Origin of the sequence: Citrobacter sedlakii (assembly GCF_018128425.1) — a bacterium.
GTDB classification, from domain to species: domain Bacteria; phylum Pseudomonadota; class Gammaproteobacteria; order Enterobacterales; family Enterobacteriaceae; genus Citrobacter_A; species Citrobacter_A sedlakii.
In genome coordinates this window covers 3,624,256-3,639,105 of record NZ_CP071070.1, presented here as the reverse complement: position 1 = coordinate 3,639,105, position 14,850 = coordinate 3,624,256, and the positions used below count along the sequence as shown (strand labels likewise).

At 55.0% G+C, this 14,850-nt stretch carries 15 protein-coding genes; 13 read left to right on the top strand and 2 right to left on the bottom strand.

What is annotated here, in order from left to right:
- The first annotated feature begins 22 nt into the window (after nt 1-22).
- The 11 genes from skp (at nt 23) to tilS (ending at nt 13,160) form a co-directional block, all read left to right on the top strand.
- The gene (skp, locus tag JY391_RS17445) at nt 23-508 is read left to right on the top strand and encodes a molecular chaperone Skp (RefSeq protein WP_042289857.1); all 486 of its coding nucleotides are present in this window, start codon (nt 23-25) and stop codon (nt 506-508) included.
- A 3-nt stretch (nt 509-511) separates the two neighbouring features.
- Nucleotides 512-1,537, top strand: a complete 1,026-nt coding sequence (gene lpxD, locus JY391_RS17440) for a UDP-3-O-(3-hydroxymyristoyl)glucosamine N-acyltransferase (protein ID WP_199956857.1) — start codon at nt 512-514, stop codon at nt 1,535-1,537.
- Nucleotides 1,538-1,640: 103 nt separating this feature from the next.
- On the top strand, nt 1,641-2,096 hold the full coding sequence (fabZ, locus tag JY391_RS17435; protein ID WP_003018528.1) for a 3-hydroxyacyl-ACP dehydratase FabZ: 456 nt from the start codon (nt 1,641-1,643) through the stop codon (nt 2,094-2,096).
- A gap of 3 nt (nt 2,097-2,099) precedes the next feature.
- Nucleotides 2,100-2,888 (top strand): acyl-ACP--UDP-N-acetylglucosamine O-acyltransferase, encoded by a 789-nt coding sequence (lpxA, locus tag JY391_RS17430; RefSeq protein ID WP_042289853.1) that lies wholly within the window; start codon nt 2,100-2,102, stop codon nt 2,886-2,888.
- On the top strand, nt 2,888-4,036 hold the full coding sequence (gene lpxB / locus JY391_RS17425) for a lipid-A-disaccharide synthase (protein ID WP_199956855.1): 1,149 nt from the start codon (nt 2,888-2,890) through the stop codon (nt 4,034-4,036). The genes lpxA and lpxB overlap by 1 nt, the downstream gene beginning before the upstream one ends.
- A complete protein-coding gene (rnhB, locus tag JY391_RS17420; RefSeq protein WP_205612753.1) occupies nt 4,033-4,629 on the top strand; it encodes a ribonuclease HII in 597 nt (198 codons plus the stop codon). The genes lpxB and rnhB overlap by 4 nt, the downstream gene beginning before the upstream one ends.
- A 24-nt stretch (nt 4,630-4,653) precedes the next feature.
- Nucleotides 4,654-8,136 carry a DNA polymerase III subunit alpha gene (gene dnaE / locus JY391_RS17415; protein ID WP_042289844.1) on the top strand — a complete coding sequence of 1,161 codons (3,483 nt, stop codon included), beginning with the start codon at nt 4,654-4,656 and terminating at the stop codon, nt 8,134-8,136.
- A 12-nt stretch (nt 8,137-8,148) separates the two neighbouring features.
- Complete coding sequence (gene accA, locus JY391_RS17410; RefSeq protein ID WP_042289841.1) at nt 8,149-9,108, top strand: acetyl-CoA carboxylase carboxyl transferase subunit alpha; 960 nt, start codon at nt 8,149-8,151, stop codon at nt 9,106-9,108.
- 98 nt (nt 9,109-9,206) lie between these two features.
- Complete coding sequence (gene ldcC, locus JY391_RS17405) at nt 9,207-11,345, top strand: lysine decarboxylase LdcC (RefSeq protein WP_211934735.1); 2,139 nt, start codon at nt 9,207-9,209, stop codon at nt 11,343-11,345.
- A gap of 65 nt (nt 11,346-11,410) precedes the next feature.
- Nucleotides 11,411-11,800, top strand: coding sequence for a VOC family protein (locus tag JY391_RS17400; protein ID WP_042289838.1), 390 nt, complete (start codon nt 11,411-11,413; stop codon nt 11,798-11,800).
- Nucleotides 11,801-11,861: 61 nt separating this feature from the next.
- Nucleotides 11,862-13,160 (top strand): tRNA lysidine(34) synthetase TilS, encoded by a 1,299-nt coding sequence (tilS, locus tag JY391_RS17395; RefSeq protein ID WP_211934734.1) that lies wholly within the window; start codon nt 11,862-11,864, stop codon nt 13,158-13,160.
- An 86-nt stretch (nt 13,161-13,246) separates the two neighbouring features.
- Here the strand turns inward: tilS and rof are convergent, their stop codons facing one another.
- Complete coding sequence (rof, locus tag JY391_RS17390) at nt 13,247-13,507, bottom strand: Rho-binding antiterminator (RefSeq protein ID WP_042289833.1); 261 nt, start codon at nt 13,505-13,507, stop codon at nt 13,247-13,249.
- Nucleotides 13,494-13,694 (bottom strand): YaeP family protein, encoded by a 201-nt coding sequence (locus JY391_RS17385; protein ID WP_042289831.1) that lies wholly within the window; start codon nt 13,692-13,694, stop codon nt 13,494-13,496. Before JY391_RS17385 ends, rof begins: the two co-directional genes overlap by 14 nt.
- A gap of 188 nt (nt 13,695-13,882) precedes the next feature.
- Here JY391_RS17385 and JY391_RS17380 point away from each other — a divergent pair, with 188 nt between their 5' ends.
- Both JY391_RS17380 and arfB read left to right on the top strand, forming a co-directional pair.
- On the top strand, nt 13,883-14,428 hold the full coding sequence (locus JY391_RS17380) for a YaeQ family protein (RefSeq protein WP_042289829.1): 546 nt from the start codon (nt 13,883-13,885) through the stop codon (nt 14,426-14,428).
- The gene (gene arfB, locus JY391_RS17375; RefSeq protein WP_042289827.1) at nt 14,425-14,844 is read left to right on the top strand and encodes an alternative ribosome rescue aminoacyl-tRNA hydrolase ArfB; all 420 of its coding nucleotides are present in this window, start codon (nt 14,425-14,427) and stop codon (nt 14,842-14,844) included. The genes JY391_RS17380 and arfB overlap by 4 nt, the downstream gene beginning before the upstream one ends.
- Nucleotides 14,845-14,850: the final 6 nt, after the last annotated feature.

The window sequence follows — 14,850 nt, the reverse complement described above, 5'->3', positions numbered from 1 at the left end:
ATGGGATGGTAAGGAGTTTATTGTGAAAAAGTGGTTATTAGCGGCAGGTCTCGGTTTAGCAATGGTTACGTCTGCACAGGCTGCTGACAAAATTGCAATCGTCAACATGGGTAGCCTGTTCCAGCAGGTTGCGCAGAAGACTGGCGTTTCCAAAACGCTGGAAAACGAGTTCAAAAGCCGCGCCAGCGAACTGCAACGTATGGAAACTGACCTGCAGTCCAAAATGCAGCGTCTGCAGTCCATGAAAGCAGGTGGCGAACGTACCAAGCTGGAAAAAGACGTGATGGCGCAGCGCCAGACGTTCTCTCAGAAAGCGCAGGCTTTTGAGCAGGATCGCGCACGTCGTTCCAACGAAGAACGTGGCAAACTGGTTACCCGTATCCAGACTGCGGTGAAATCCGTTGCCAACAGCCAGAGCATCGATCTGGTCGTTGACGCGAACAGCGTTGCTTACAACAGCAGCGATGTAAAAGATATTACCGCTGACGTACTGAAACAGGTTAAATAAGTAATGCCTTCAATTCGACTGTCTGATTTAGCAGAGCAGTTGGATGCAGAATTACACGGTGATGGCGATATCGTCATCACCGGCGTTGCGTCCATGCAATCTGCGCAAACGGGTCACATTACGTTCATGGTGAATCCGAAATACCGTGAGCACCTGGCTTTATGCCAGGCGTCTGCCGTTGTCATGACGCAGGACGATCTTCCTTTTGCTAAAAGCGCCGCGCTGGTAGTGAAGAATCCCTACCTCACGTATGCGCGAATGGCGCAAATTTTAGATACCACGCCGCAGCCGGCGCAGAATATCGCACCAAGTGCGGTGGTAGATGCGACGGCGACGTTGGGTAGCAATGTTTCAATCGGCGCAAATGCGGTCATTGAATCAGGCGTAGCGCTGGGCGATAACGTGGTTATCGGCGCGGGCTGCTTCGTCGGGAAAAATACGAAAATTGGTGCCGGCTCGCGCTTATGGGCGAATGTAACGGTTTACCACGACATCCAGATAGGTGAGAATTGCCTGATCCAGTCCAGTACGGTGATTGGCGCCGACGGTTTTGGCTATGCCAACGATCGCGGCAACTGGGTGAAGATCCCGCAGCTTGGTCGCGTTATTATTGGCGATCGCGTGGAGATCGGCGCCTGTACCACCATCGACCGTGGTGCGCTGGATGATACGGTGATCGGCAACGGTGTTATCATTGATAACCAGTGTCAGATTGCGCATAACGTTGTGATTGGCGACAATACGGCGGTTGCCGGTGGCGTCATTATGGCGGGCAGCCTGAAGATTGGCCGTTACTGTATGATTGGCGGCGCCAGCGTCATTAATGGCCATATGGAAATATGCGACAAGGTGACGGTGACGGGCATGGGGATGGTGATGCGTCCCATCACGGAGCCTGGCGTCTATTCCTCAGGCATTCCGCTGCAACCTAACAAAGTATGGCGTAAGACAGCCGCACTGGTGATGAACATTGATGATATGAGCAAGCGTCTCAAAGCGATTGAGCGCAAGGTTAATCAACAAGACTAAACTCTCACCCGGTCACACATACTTTACGGCCTGTCGGCATTCATACGATTGCGGCAGGCCGTGTTATTATTGGCTTTTAGTATATTTGGACAGGAAGAGTATTTTGACTACTAACACTCATACTCTGCACATTGAAGAGATTTTAGAACTTCTGCCGCACCGTTTCCCGTTTTTGCTGGTGGATCGGGTGCTGGATTTTGAAGAAGGTCGCTTTCTCCGCGCAGTGAAGAATGTTTCCGTTAACGAGCCGTTTTTCCAGGGACATTTCCCGGGCAAGCCGATCTTTCCGGGCGTTCTGATTCTGGAAGCAATGGCACAGGCTACCGGTATTCTGGCGTTTAAAAGCGTGGGTAAACTGGAGCCGGGAGAACTTTACTATTTCGCAGGTATTGATGAAGCGCGCTTTAAGCGTCCTGTCGTGCCTGGCGATCAGATGATCATGGAAGTGACTTTCGAGAAAACGCGCCGTGGCCTGACCCGCTTCAAAGGGGTTGCTCTGGTCGACGGTAAAGTAGTTTGCGAAGCAACGATGATGTGCGCTCGTAGCCGGGAGGCCTGATACGTGATTGATAAATCCGCCTTTATTCATCCAACCGCCATTGTGGAAGAAGGCGCTTCTCTTGGCGCTAACGTCCACATTGGACCTTTTTGTCTCGTTGGACCCCATGTTGAAATTGGTGAGGGTACCGTACTGAAGTCTCACGTTGTCGTGAATGGCCACACCAAAATTGGCCGCGATAACGAGATTTATCAGTTCGCCTCTATCGGTGAAGTGAACCAGGATCTGAAATACGCTGGTGAACCGACCCGTGTGGAAATTGGCGATCGTAACCGCATTCGCGAAAGCGTAACCATTCATCGTGGCACGGTGCAGGGCGGTGGATTAACGAAGGTGGGCAGCGATAACCTGCTGATGATCAACGCCCACGTGGCGCACGATTGCACAATAGGCGATCGCTGTATTCTGGCGAATAACGCAACCCTCGCGGGCCATGTTTCGCTGGACGATTACGTCATCATCGGCGGCATGACCGCCGTGCACCAGTTCTGTATTATCGGCGCGCACGTGATGGTGGGCGGCTGTTCTGGCGTCGCTCAGGACGTTCCGCCGTTCGTTATCGCACAGGGCAACCACGCCACGCCGTTTGGCGTGAACATTGAAGGGCTGAAGCGCCGCGGCTTTACCCGCGAAGCGATCACCGCGATCCGCAACGCATATAAAGCGCTGTATCGCAGCGGTAAAACGCTGGATGAAGCAAAACCGGAAATCGCCGAGCTGGCGAAGCAGTATCCGGAAGTGCAACCGTTCAGCGACTTTTTTGCCCGCTCAACGCGCGGTTTGATTCGTTAATGGCTGAACAGCGTCCTTTAACGATTGCCTTGGTCGCCGGAGAAACCTCCGGCGATATTCTTGGCGCAGGCTTGATCCGTGCCCTGAAGGCGCGTGTCCCTCACGCCCGTTTTGTCGGCGTAGCGGGTCCGCGTATGCAGGCTGAAGGCTGTGAAGCCTGGTACGAAATGGAAGAACTGGCGGTTATGGGGATTGTTGAGGTGCTTGGACGCCTCCGTCGCCTGCTGCACATTCGCGCCGATTTAACCCGTCGTTTTACCGGGCTTAAGCCGGATGTCTTTGTAGGGATTGATGCGCCTGACTTCAACATCACCCTGGAAGGCAACCTGAAAAAACAGGGTATCAAAACCATTCATTATGTCAGTCCGTCCGTCTGGGCGTGGCGGCAGAAACGTGTTTTCAAAATAGGCAGATCCACCAATATGGTGCTGGCTTTTCTGCCTTTCGAAAAAGCGTTTTACGATAAATATAACGTGCCGTGCCGTTTTATTGGACACACGATGGCGGATGCCATGCCGCTTGACCCGGATAAAAACGCGGCCCGTGATGTCCTGGGCATTCCGCATGACGCCCATTGCCTGGCGTTGCTGCCTGGTAGCCGTGGCGCAGAAGTGGAGATGCTCAGCGCCGACTTCCTGAAAACGGCGCAGCTTTTGCGTCAGCATTACCCCGATCTCGAAGTCGTGGTGCCGTTAGTGAATGCCAAACGGCGTGAACAGTTTGAGAAAATCAAAGCGGATGTCGCACCGGAACTGTCCGTGCATCTGCTTGACGGGATGGGACGCGAAGCGATGGTCGCCAGCGACGCCGCGCTGCTGGCGTCGGGAACCGCCGCGCTTGAGTGTATGCTGGCGAAGTGCCCGATGGTGGTAGGTTATCGCATGAAGCCGTTTACCTTCTGGCTGGCGAAGCGGCTGGTGAAAACCGACTATGTGTCGTTGCCGAATCTGCTGGCAGGGAGAGAACTCGTCAAAGAGCTGCTGCAGGAAGAGTGCGAGCCGCAGAAACTCGCGCAAGCGCTACTGCCGCTTCTGGCTAACGGTAAAACCAGCCATGCGATGCATGATACTTTCCGCGAGCTGCATCAGCAGATCCGCTGCAATGCCGACGAGCAGGCGGCTGACGCGGTTCTGGAGTTAGCACAATGATCGAATTTGTTTATCCGCACATGCATTTAGTCGCCGGTGTGGATGAAGTTGGACGGGGACCGTTGGTCGGCGCGGTGGTGACAGCCGCTGTGATTCTCGACCCGGCGCGTCCGATTGTGGGTCTTAACGATTCTAAAAAATTATCTGAAAAGCGCCGTCTGGCGCTGTATGACGAAATCAAAGAAAAAGCGTTAAGCTGGAGTCTGGGCCGTGCGGAGCCGCATGAGATAGATGAGCTGAATATTCTTCATGCCACCATGCTGGCGATGCAGCGTGCGGTCGCTGGTCTGCATATCGCGCCGGAATACGTGCTCATCGACGGCAATCGCTGCCCCGCGCTGCCGGTACCGTCAATGGCGGTGGTAAAAGGCGACAGCCGTGTGGCGGAAATCAGCGCTGCGTCTATTCTGGCGAAAGTCACGCGGGATGCGGAAATGGCCGCGCTGGATAGCGTTTTCCCGCAGTACGGTTTTGCCCAGCACAAAGGGTATCCAACCGCTTTTCATCTGGAGGCGCTGGCTGCTCATGGCGCGACAGAGCACCATCGACGCAGCTTTGGCCCGGTCAAACGCGCACTGGGACTCGCGTCCTGATCTCTGGGTTAAAGGAATCTGAAGATGTCTGAACCTCGTTTCGTCCACCTGCGGGTGCACAGCGACTACTCCATGATCGATGGGCTGGCCAAAACCGGACCGCTGGTGAAAAAGGCGGCCGCACTGGGCATGCCCGCGCTGGCGATCACCGATTTTACCAACCTTTGCGGTCTGGTGAAGTTCTACGGGGCGGGTCATGGCGCCGGGATTAAACCCATTGTTGGCGCCGATTTCCACGTTCAGAGCGAACAAATGGGTGAAGAACTCACTCATTTAACGGTGCTGGCGTCGAATAACACCGGTTATCAGAACCTTACGCTGCTTATTTCTAAAGCTTATCAACGCGGTTACGGCGCGGCGGGTCCGGTTATCGATCGCGACTGGCTGATCGAACTGAAAGAGGGGTTAATTCTGCTTTCCGGTGGACGCATGGGCGACGTTGGCCGCAGCCTGTTGCGGGGAAATAGCGCGCTGGTTGAGGAGTGCGTCTCGTTCTATGAAACGCATTTCCCGGATCGTTACTTCCTTGAGCTGATCCGTACCGGCAGACAGGATGAAGAAAGCTATTTGCACGCAGCCGTAGAACTGGCGGAAGCGCGCGGCTTGCCGGTCGTCGCTACCAACGACGTGCGCTTTATTAACAGCGATGATTTTGACGCGCATGAAATTCGCGTCGCCATTCACGACGGTTTTACTCTCGACGACCCTAAGCGCCCACGTAACTATTCGCCGCAGCAGTATATGCGTACGGAAGAGGAGATGTGCGAGCTCTTCTCGGACATTCCGGAAGCACTGGAAAACACCGTTGAGATCGCCAAACGCTGTAACGTGACGGTGCGTCTGGGCGAATATTTCCTGCCGCAGTTTCCGACCGGTGATATGACCACCGAAGACTATCTGGTCAAGAAATCGAAAGAAGGTCTTGAAGAGCGTCTTGAATTCCTGTTCCCGGATGCAGAAGAGCGTAAAAAACGCCGCCCGGAATATGACGAGCGTCTGGACATTGAGCTACAGGTTATTAACCAGATGGGGTTCCCCGGCTACTTTCTGATCGTGATGGAGTTTATCCAGTGGTCGAAGGATAACGGCGTGCCGGTCGGGCCAGGCCGTGGTTCCGGCGCGGGATCGCTGGTGGCCTACGCGCTGAAAATCACCGACCTCGACCCGCTGGAATTTGACCTGCTGTTCGAACGCTTCCTTAACCCGGAGCGTGTTTCGATGCCTGACTTCGACGTTGACTTCTGTATGGAGAAACGCGACCAGGTGATCGAGCACGTGGCGGATATGTATGGGCGTGATGCGGTATCGCAGATTATTACTTTCGGTACCATGGCGGCGAAAGCGGTTATCCGTGACGTGGGCCGCGTGCTGGGCCATCCGTATGGCTTCGTAGACCGTATTTCAAAGCTGGTGCCGCCCGATCCGGGCATGACGCTGGCAAAAGCGTTTGAAGCTGAGCCGCAACTGCCGGAAATCTACGAAGCCGACGAAGAGGTCAAAGCGCTGATCGACATGGCGCGTAAGCTGGAGGGCGTCACGCGTAACGCCGGTAAGCACGCCGGTGGTGTGGTTATCGCCCCGACGAAAATTACCGATTTTGCGCCGCTGTATTGCGATGAGCAGGGGCTGCATCCGGTTACGCAGTTTGATAAAAACGACGTGGAATACGCCGGGCTGGTGAAGTTTGACTTCCTCGGCCTGCGAACGCTCACGATTATCAACTGGGCGCTGGAAATGATTAACGCCCGTCGTGAGAAAAACGGCGAGCCGCCGCTGGATATTGCGGCCATCCCGCTGGATGACAAGAAAAGCTTCGACATGCTGCAACGCTCGGAAACCACGGCGGTGTTCCAGCTTGAATCCCGCGGCATGAAAGATTTGATCAAGCGTCTGCAACCTGACTGCTTTGAAGATATGATCGCGCTGGTGGCGCTGTTCCGCCCGGGCCCGCTGCAGTCGGGGATGGTGGATAACTTCATCGACCGTAAGCACGGGCGTGAAGAAATTTCTTATCCTGACGTACAGTGGCAGCACGAAAGCCTGAAGCCCGTACTGGAACCGACCTATGGCATCATCCTGTATCAGGAACAGGTCATGCAGATCGCCCAGGTGCTGTCTGGTTATACCCTCGGCGGCGCGGACATGTTACGTCGTGCGATGGGTAAGAAAAAGCCGGAAGAGATGGCCAAACAGCGATCTGTCTTTGAAGAGGGCGCGAAGAAGAACGGGATCGACGGCGAACTGGCGATGAAAATCTTTGACCTGGTGGAGAAATTCGCCGGTTACGGATTTAACAAGTCACACTCCGCCGCGTATGCGCTGGTCTCCTATCAGACGCTATGGCTGAAGGCGCACTATCCCGCCGAATTTATGGCGGCGGTTATGACCGCCGATATGGATAACACGGAAAAAGTGGTAGGTCTGGTGGACGAATGTTGGCGGATGGGGCTGAAGATCCTGCCGCCGGACATCAATTCCGGCCTGTATCACTTTCACGTTAACGACGAAGGTGAGATCGTTTACGGTATCGGGGCGATCAAAGGTGTTGGTGAAGGCCCGATTGAGGCGATCATCGAGGCGCGCAACAACGGCGGATACTTCCGCGAGCTGTTCGATCTTTGCGCCCGTACTGACACCAAAAAACTGAACCGCCGGGTACTGGAAAAGTTAATTATGTCCGGGGCGTTTGACCGCCTGGGACCCCACCGCGCCGCGTTGATGAATTCGCTTGGCGATGCGTTAAAGGCCGCCGATCAACATGCCAAAGCGGAAGCGATTGGTCAGGCCGATATGTTCGGCGTACTGGCGGAAGAGCCGGAACAAATTGAACAGTCCTACGCCAGCTGCCAGCCGTGGCCGGAACAAGTGGTGCTGGATGGCGAGCGCGAAACGTTGGGTCTGTACCTGACGGGGCACCCCATCAACCAGTATTTAAAAGAAATTGAGCGCTATGTCGGAGGCTACAGGCTGAAAGACATGCATCCGACAGAACGTGGTAAAGTCACCACGGCTGCGGGGCTCGTCATTGCCGCAAGGGTTATGGTCACCAAGCGCGGCAATCGTATCGGCATCTGTACGCTGGATGACCGTTCCGGACGTCTTGAAGTCATGTTATTTACCGACGCTCTGGATAAATACCAGCAACTGCTGGAAAAAGACCGCATACTTATCGTCAGCGGACAGGTCAGCTTTGATGACTTCAGCGGGGGGCTTAAAATGACCGCCCGCGAAGTGATGGATATTGACGAAGCCCGGGAAAAATATGCTCGCGGGCTTGCTATCTCGCTGACGGACAGGCAAATTGATGACCAGCTTTTAAACCGACTCCGTCAGTCTCTGGAACCCCACCGCTCGGGGACAATTCCAGTACATCTCTACTATCAGAGGGCGGATGCGCGCGCGCGGTTGCGTTTTGGCGCGACGTGGCGCGTTTCTCCGAGCGATCGTTTACTCAACGATCTCCGTGGCCTCATTGGTTCGGAGCAGGTGGAACTGGAGTTTGACTAATACAGGAATACTATGAGTCTGAATTTCCTTGATTTTGAACAGCCGATTGCCGAGCTGGAAGCAAAAATCGATTCTCTGACTGCGGTGAGCCGTCAGGACGAGAAACTGGATATTAACATCGATGAAGAAGTGCATCGTCTGCGTGAAAAAAGCGTAGAACTGACGCGCAAAATCTTCGCCGATCTCGGCGCATGGCAGGTAGCCCAACTGGCGCGCCACCCGCAGCGTCCTTACACCCTGGATTATGTTCGCCTGGCGTTTGAGGAATTTGACGAACTGGCGGGCGACCGCGCCTATGCGGACGACAAAGCAATTGTCGGCGGTATCGCGCGTCTGGATGGTCGTCCGGTGATGGTCATTGGCCATCAGAAAGGCCGTGAAACCAAAGAAAAAATCCGTCGTAACTTCGGTATGCCGGCGCCAGAAGGCTACCGTAAAGCGCTGCGTCTGATGGAAATGGCCGAACGTTTTAAGATGCCGATCGTGACCTTCATTGACACCCCGGGCGCTTACCCGGGCGTCGGGGCGGAAGAGCGCGGCCAGTCTGAAGCCATCGCGCGTAACCTGCGCGAAATGTCGCGCCTCAGCGTGCCGGTCATCTGCACCGTTATCGGTGAAGGCGGCTCCGGCGGCGCGCTGGCGATCGGTGTGGGTGACAAAGTGAATATGCTGCAATACAGCACCTATTCGGTTATCTCCCCGGAAGGCTGTGCGTCCATTCTGTGGAAAAGCGCAGATAAAGCGCCGCTGGCCGCAGAAGCGATGGGGATTATCGCGCCACGCCTGAAAGAGCTGAAGCTGATCGATTCCATTATTCAGGAACCGCTGGGCGGCGCGCACCGTAACCCGGAAGCAATGGCCGCGTCGCTGAAAGCGCAACTGCTGGCTGACCTTGCGGACCTTGATGTGCTAAGCACTGACGATCTGAAAAACCGTCGCTATCAGCGTCTGATGAGCTACGGCTACGCGTAAGCGTTGACCATTCTGAAAAGGGCCACGAATTGTGGCCCTTTTTTTTACCTGCGGTTTGAACAGTCTATGATTAGCTAAGGATTTTCCAGGAGGAGCGCATGAATATCATTGCCATTATGGGACCGCACGGCGTTTTTTATAAAGATGAGCCCATTAAGGAGCTTGAGCGCGCGCTGCAATCGCAAGGGTTCCAGATTATCTGGCCACAAAACAGCGTCGACCTGCTGAAGTTTATTGAACACAATCCGCGTATTTGCGGCGTTATTTTTGATTGGGATGAATACAGTCTCGATCTGTGCAGCGACATTAATCAGTTAAACGAATATCTGCCGCTGTACGCTTTTATCAATACCCATTCCACCATGGATGTCAGCGTACATGATATGCGTATGGCGCTGTGGTTTTTTGAGTACGCGCTGGGACAGGCGGAGGATATCGCCACGCGTATCCGTCAATATACCGGTGAGTATCTCGACAATATTACGCCGCCTTTCACCAAAGCGTTATTCACCTATGTGAAAGAGGGGAAATACACCTTCTGTACGCCGGGACACATGGCGGGAACCGCCTATCAAAAGAGTCCGGTAGGCTGCCTGTTCTATGATTTTTTCGGCGGCAATACGCTGAAGGCGGATGTCTCGATTTCTGTCACTGAACTTGGTTCGCTGCTCGATCATAGCGGCCCGCATCTGGAAGCCGAGGAGTATATTGCCCGCACCTTCGGCGCTGAACAGAGCTACATGGTGACCAACGGGACATCGACATCGAATAAAATCGTTGGCATGTACGCCGCGCCGACGGGGAGCTCGCTGCTGATTGACCGCAACTGCCATAAGTCGCTGGCGCATTTGTTGATGATGAGCGACGTTGTCCCTTTATGGCTGAAACCGACGCGGAATGCGCTCGGCATCCTGGGCGGCATCCCCCGACGCGAGTTCACGCGCGCGAGTATTGAACGTAAAGTCACCGAAACGCCGCAGGCGCAGTGGCCGGTACACGCCGTCATTACCAACTCAACTTATGACGGCTTGCTCTACAACACCAACTGGATCAAGCAGACGCTGGATGTGCCGTCGATCCACTTTGATTCCGCCTGGGTGCCATATACGCATTTTCATCCCATCTACCAGGGTAAAAGCGGCATGAGCGGCGATCGGGTGCCCGGCAAAGTGATTTTCGAAACGCAATCGACGCACAAGATGCTGGCCGCGCTATCCCAGGCTTCTCTGATTCATATTAAAGGTGAGTATGACGAAGAGACCTTTAATGAAGCGTTTATGATGCACACTTCCACTTCGCCGAGCTATCCCATTGTCGCCTCCATTGAAACGGCAGCGGCGATGCTGCGCGGTAACCCGGGCAAGCGGTTAATTAACCGCTCGGTGGAGCGGGCGCTGCATTTTCGCAAAGAGATTCAGCGGCTTCGAGAGGAGTCCGAGGGCTGGTTCTTTGATATCTGGCAGCCGGAGGAGGTCGATGAAGCCGAATGCTGGCCTGTCGCGCCAGGCGCGGACTGGCACGGTTTCACCGACGCAGACGACGATCATATGTTTCTCGATCCGGTGAAAGTCACGATCCTGACGCCGGGGATGGATGAGCAAGGGAACATGAGCGACGAGGGCATCCCCGCCGCGCTGGTGGCGAAATTTCTTGATGAACGCGGCGTGGTCGTTGAGAAAACCGGCCCCTACAATTTACTGTTTTTGTTCAGTATCGGCATTGATAAAACCCGGGCAATGGGCCTGTTGCGCGGTTTGACCGAATTTAAGCGGGCCTATGATCTTAACCTGCGAGTGAAGAACATGTTGCCGGATCTGTACGCTGAAGATCCTGATTTTTATCGCAATATGCGCATTCAGGATCTGGCGCAGGGGATCCATAAACTGATTCGCCAACACGATCTTTCCGGGCTCATGCTGCGGGCGTTCGACACGCTGCCGGATATGATTATGACGCCGCATCAGGCGTGGCAGCGGCAGATCAAAGGCGAGGTGGAGACGGTAACGCTGGATCAACTGGTTGGGCGAGTGTCAGCTAATATGATCCTGCCGTATCCGCCGGGCGTGCCGCTGCTGATGCCGGGGGAGATGATCACCGAGCAGAGCCGCGCGGTGCTCGACTTTCTCCTGATGCTTTGCTCGATAGGGCACCACTATCCTGGCTTTGAAACGGATATTCACGGCGCAAAACAGGATGATGATGGCGTGTACCACGTACGAGTCTTAAAAAGCGCGTAACGGCTTGCTTTTGCGGACCCCGGGCGGGTAACGTGCAGATAACATAACATGGAGACACTGACACTATGCTGGGATTAAAACAGGTTCATCATATTGCAATTATCGCCACCGACTATGCGGTAAGTAAGGCGTTCTACTGCGATGTGCTGGGCTTTACCCTGATGAGTGAAGCTTACAGAGAGGAGCGTGATTCCTGGAAAGGCGATCTCGCGCTGAACGGGCAATATGTTATTGAGCTGTTTTCGTTCCCCTTTCCGCCGCAGCGCCCAAGCCGACCGGAGGCCTGCGGTCTGCGCCATCTGGCTTTCAGCGTTGATGACGTGGAGAAGGCTATCGCGCACCTTGCGGCGAAAAACGTCAAATGCGAAGCTGTACGCGTTGATCCGTTTACCGGCAAGCGTTTCACCTTTTTTAACGATCCGGATGGCCTGCCGCTCGAACTGTATGAACAGTGAGACTTGCGATCGCGAGGATTGCCCGGTAACGTGCCGGGCAACGTCACTGTAAATAATCGCCATGACTACACTCACCCTGAAGACTTCACTGTTTAGCGCTCAGCAAATTCTCGTCGCATACAGCGGCGGGCTGGACTCTACCGTTCTCCTGCATCAACTCGTGCAATGGCGGGCCCAGCAGCCAGGTATCACGCTACGGGCGATTCATATTCATCACGGCCTGAGCACTCATGCCGATGCGTGGGTGGCGCACTGTGAGGCGGTATGCGCGCAGTGGCAGGTGCCGCTGGTGGTTGAGCGCGTACAGCTGGCGCATGAAGGGCTGGGCACGGAAGCGCATGCCAGACAGGCGCGTTATAAAGCATTCGCACAGGCGCTGTTGCCAGGGGAAGTGCTGGCGACCGCCCAGCATCTTGACGATCAATGTGAAACATTTCTGCTGGCGCTCAAGCGCGGTAGTGGGCCGGCGGGACTTTCCGCAATGGCCGAGGTGTCCGCGTTTGCGGGTACCCACCTTATTCGTCCCTTGCTGCAGCAAAGCCGTCGCGACCTGGAAAAGTGGGCAACGGATCATCAGCTTCGCTGGATTGAAGATGAAAGCAATCAGGATGATGCCTTCGATCGTAACTTCCTGCGCCTGCGTGTGCTGCCGCTTCTGCAACAGCGCTGGCCGCATTTTGCTGAAGCGACGGCGCGCAGCGCGGCGCTGTGCGCCAGCCAGGAAAGCCTGCTGGATGAACTGCTGGCGGAAGAGCTGTCAGGCTGCGTTACCCCGCACGGTACGCTTCAGCTTGCGCCGCTGCTGTCGATGAGCCAGTCTCGCCGCGCCGCAGTGATCCGCCGCTGGCTGGCGACGAAGGATGCGCCGATGCCCTCGCGTGACGGCCTTGAGCGCATCTGGCAGGAAGTGGCGCTGGCGCGTGAAGACGCTGCGCCCTGTTTGCGTTTTGGCGTGTATGAGGTTCGCCGCTACCAGGCGCAGCTGTGGTGGATAAAATCGGTTGGCGGTCAGAGTGAAACGACGCTGGCGTGGCGCGACAGGCGCAAGCCGCTCATGCTACCCGCCGGGCTGGGCGAAGTCGCGCTGGCGCCCGGCGGTGAACTGAGAACACCGCGAACGGATGAACCGGTTTCCATTCGCTTTAAAGCGCCGGGCCTGCTGCATATCGTCGGACGGAACGGTGGACGTAAGCTGAAGAAGATTTGGCAGGAACACGGGGTTCCGCCCTGGCGACGTGATACTACGCCTTTGCTGTTTTACGGCGATACGCTCATTGCTGCCGCTGGCGTTTTTGTCACTGATGAAGGGATGGCGGTGGAGGAAGAGGGACTACAGCTGTTATGGCGGGAAGCAGACTAAAATGCCGAATGGCGCTACGCTTATTCCTCCTACAGTAACCGCACATTGTAGGCCGGGTAAGCGTAGCGCCATCCGGCGACCACTATTCAGGATTCGCTGACCACCACGGTACCGATTTCCGGGTGACTGAAGCTGGCGATTTTGTCGAGACGCAGTTCGCGCGTTTCACCTGCAACGTCGGTAATCAGGTATTCCACATTTTTACGCGACACCAGATCGCTGGCTTTTGCCTGCAGAACTTCGCCATCTTTCAGTTCCAGCGTCAGCAACAGATGATGCTGGCAGGCGAGCTCAAGGTTGTCGTAGTCATCGCAGTTGATGGGTTGATATGTTTCATTCATTGACATAATCGCTCACCAGTAAGTTCGCAGCAGCATACGCCGCCTTTTCCCTGACCGACTCTGAAAGGTCGCTGTCTGCGGCCATTTCGTTAAGCACCTTTAAAACGCACCCCAGCGCATCCGGGACATACCCTAAGTCTCCGCTGGCTATTTCCGCATACCGCCTGCGTATTAACTCACAATATTTTTCCACATGCCCTCCTGTCAGTATTCTGACTTCACCGTGGATGCAAGTCTAAGCCTACGAAGATAAACTCTGTTTAGCAAGGTGACTATACCACAGCCATTCCGCCGAAATCAGCAGCTTGATAGCCGAACCATTAACAGCCTTTTGTCGTCGTTTTCGTTACAATGTTTGCCTGATTCGAAAGGAGTTTTTTCATGGCGCTTAAAGCGACAATATACAAAGCCGTGGTAAATGTGGCGGACCTGGACCGCAACCAGTTTCTGGACGCGCCGTTGACGCTGGCCCGTCATCCTTCAGAAACCCAGGAGCGCATGATGCTGCGCCTGCTGGCGTGGATCAAATATGCGGATGAGCGCTTGCAGTTTACGCGAGGTTTGAGCGCAGAAGACGAGCCGGAAGCCTGGCTGCGTAACGACCATTTGGGGATCGATCTGTGGATTGAACTGGGGTTACCGGAAGAGCGGCGGATCAAGAAAGCCTGCACCCAGGCAAAAAACGTTGCGCTGTTTGCTTACAACAGCCGAGCGGCGCAGATCTGGTGGCAGCAGAACCAGAATAAGTGCGCACAGTTTCCGAATCTGGCAGTCTGGTATCTTGATGATGAGCAACTGGCGAAGTTAAGCGCCTTCGCGGAACGGACGATGACGTTGCAAGCCACCATTCAGGACGGAGCCATCTGGCTTTCGGATGCTCAGAATAATCTGGAAATTCATCTGGCTGCCTGGCAACAACCGGCATGATTGTTATTTCGCGAAACGTCTCTATCGCCGATGATGAGCTGGAAATTACGGCAATTCGCGCGCAGGGCGCAGGCGGACAGCATGTGAATAAAGCCTCAACGGCGATCCATTTGCGTTTTGACATCCGGGCCTCTGGCCTGCCAGAGTATTACAAAGAACGTTTACTTGCTGCCAGTCATCACCTGATTAGCCCTGATGGCGTCATTATCATTAAGGCGCAGGAATACCGAAGCCAGACGCTAAACCGTGAAGCGGCGCTGGCCCGACTGGTGGCAGTGATCAAAGAACTCACCGCGGAACAAAAAAGCCGACGGGCAACCCGGCCAACGCGCGCCTCGAAAGAACGAAGATTGTCTTCGAAAGCGCAAAAATCCACAGTGAAAGCCCTCCGCGGTAAAGTCCGTCGCGTGGATTGACGGGCA